Annotated in this window: 2 protein-coding genes; both read left to right on the top strand. The window is 42.0% G+C overall.

Translation table 11 applies throughout. From position 1 onward, the window contains the following. Window positions 1–213: 213 nt before the first annotated feature. Window positions 214–2016, top strand: coding sequence for a ShlB/FhaC/HecB family hemolysin secretion/activation protein (locus ACFIO5_RS09585; protein WP_375705282.1), 1803 nt, complete (start codon window positions 214–216; stop codon window positions 2014–2016). A 23-nt stretch (window positions 2017–2039) separates the two neighbouring features. Further along, a partial coding sequence (locus tag ACFIO5_RS09580) for a two-partner secretion domain-containing protein (protein WP_375705281.1) occupies window positions 2040–2692 on the top strand: 653 nt, incomplete at its 3' end.

Below are 2692 nucleotides of genomic sequence, written 5' to 3'. Positions count from 1 at the left end.
TTGAGGTATTAAGCATTGACGAGCTAAACAGTTTTGGTTAGGGGTCTTTTTATATGAATGTGGGGGAGAAACTTTCAGCAATTTAAATAAAGCAGTTTTTGGGTATCACTTTTCTTTGGTTACGGCATGTGCTTTTGTTAAAAGCGTCATAGGGTCGTGGCTGTTTTGAGTGGTATTGTTAGAGGTTCATGAAGTTCTTTTAAACAATGCTTCATGAATGGTGCAAAGCGGGGGCAATTTGTATTGTTATTCATCTTTTTACGCCAAAGTTCTCTTTTGAGAATTTTTCTTGCCATTTTAGTGTTATATGACTTGTTTCATGGCGTAATGGTTTATGGTCGGTCTTTTTCTGTTTTATCCCCACATTCTCCAACGGAGAATTTTTCTCGCGGATATTCAGAGAAGCAGCAATTAGAAAGCATTGAGAATTTACGTGCTTTAACGCCTAAAGGCATGACAAGGCCTTTTGAAGGAAAGCCGAGAGCACTTTGGGGGAGTGGGTACTGCTTTCCAATTCATGATATTATTGTTGATGGGGTTTATCATCTCAAGAAGAGTTCTATAGCAGCTGTAACAGGTCCTTATGTTGGAAGATGTATAGGTCTTTCTGATATCCAGTTTTTAATCAAGCAGTTAACCCAGATTTATTTGGATCAAGGCTATATCACGGCGCGTTTTTATATCCCAGATCAGGATATCAAAAGCAGCAAGGCGCTCAAACTTGTTGTGGTTGAGGGCAAGCTTTCGGATATTTATTACAATGGTTTACCAGCTTCTTCTCATAATTATGTTGTCTGGAGTGCTTTTCCGGGTTTGAAAGGGCATATTCTGAATATGCGCGATATTGAACAGGGGCTTGATCAAATCAACAGGCTTTTTTCGGGGCACGCTCAAAGCGAACTTCTCCCGGGTCGTGAAGATGGTAGCACCATTGTGAATATTAACAATCGGCCTAGTAAAGCTTTCAAGGTTGGTGTTTCTCATGACAATATGGGACAATCTTCCACGGGTTATGCGCGTTATAAAGCGGGCTTAACGTTAGAAAATATTTTAGGTTTCAATGATGCGTGGAATTTTAGCTATCAACGCAGTCAATCAGATTATTGGGGTGGGAGCACACAAGAGGGCCATAGCAATAACATTTCAGCGAGTGTGAGCATTCCCTATGGTTATTGGAGCTTTGGTTTAAATGGCTATGCTTATAATTATCAAAGTATTCTTCCTGGCAATTTTACCGATATTGAGACGACGGGGGATTCGAGTGAATTACATGCCAGTACAAGCAGGGTTTTTCATCGTGATAGTGTTTCCCTGACAATTTTGAATGTGGGTCTTTCCTATAAAAGGAGCAACAACTACCTTCTTGGCAATAAGATAGAGGTTGGGAGCCGTCAATATAGTGTAGCTAATTTTGGCATTTTGCATACTCGCCAGATGTTTGGGGGCACATGGAGCTTTGATGTGAGTTATTTGCAAGGACTTCCTTTATTTCAATCTGTAAAGAAACATGTTCCAGGAGCGGGGGATGCGGAGCCTCAATTTGCAAAATTTACCGGCACACTCAGCGTTATGACACCCTTTAAGGTTGGTGAGTGGAATTTTCTATTGAGCAATCTTTTGAGTGGTCAATATTCACCGCATAATTTATTGGGTGCAGAGCAGATTTCGTTGGGAGGTGCTTCCAATGTTCGAGGCACGCGCGAGAGTTTGATTTTTGGCAATAACGGTTTTTTTATCCGTAATGAGCTGTTTCTGCGCACCATTTGGTGGAGCAATAACGCGACGCTCAAAAAGGTTTTTGGTGAACTTCGCCCCTTTGTTGGTTTGGACTATGGTCGTGTTTTTTCGCAAGCTTTGTATGGTTTTACGCATGAACAGCTTGCTGGTTGGACAGCAGGTGTCAAGCTTTCAGGGGGGATGGTTTCTCTTGATGCTAGTTATTCCAGTATTTTCTGGAGCACGATTAAGCACAAGAAGTCAGGCACGTTTTTAATGACATTAACAATGGATCTTTAAGGATAGTGATGGCGAGTACAAGCATGAGATATGAGAAGAGAGAACAAAGAGCGACTTTATTAGGTGTTTTAGTCTCTAGTACGATGCTCAAGAAGGTTTTATTTTGGGGGCTTGGTTTTTCTTGTTTGTTAGCACCTTCAGCGTTACAGGCGCAAATTTCTGTTGATGCGAAGGCGAATTCTGCCCATCGTCCAGATATTGTGGCAGCCCCCAATGGGGTTCCTTCCATTGATATTGTTACCCCCAACAGCAGCGGTTTATCGCACAATAAATATGATGATTTTAATATTGGCCATGTAGGTGTGATTTGGAACAATCATGCGCAAGAAGTGGGACAGTCGCAATTGGGGGGCATTATGCCTGGCAATCCACGTTTGCGTTTTTCTGGTTCAGCGAAGGTTATTTTAAATGAAGTAACAAGCGGAAAACGCAGTGCGTTGAATGGCCCAGGAGAAGTTTTTGGAAAACAAGCCGATGTGATTATAGCCAACCCCAATGGCATAAGCTGTGATGGTTGTGGGTTTATCAATACGCCCCATGCGACATTAACCACCGGTGTTCCAGAAATTGATGTTTCTGGTTTTTTGAAAGGTTTTGTGGTGAAAGGTGGGGAGATCACTTTTGGTGCAAGGGGTGCGAATTTTTTTTCAGGCAAAGGGGTGGTTGATGTTGTCGA

It is taken from the genome of Bartonella sp. AA86SXKL, assembly GCF_042196885.1.
The sequence above is the reverse complement of the archived record's forward strand: the minus strand, read 5'-3'. Positions and strand labels throughout refer to the sequence as shown.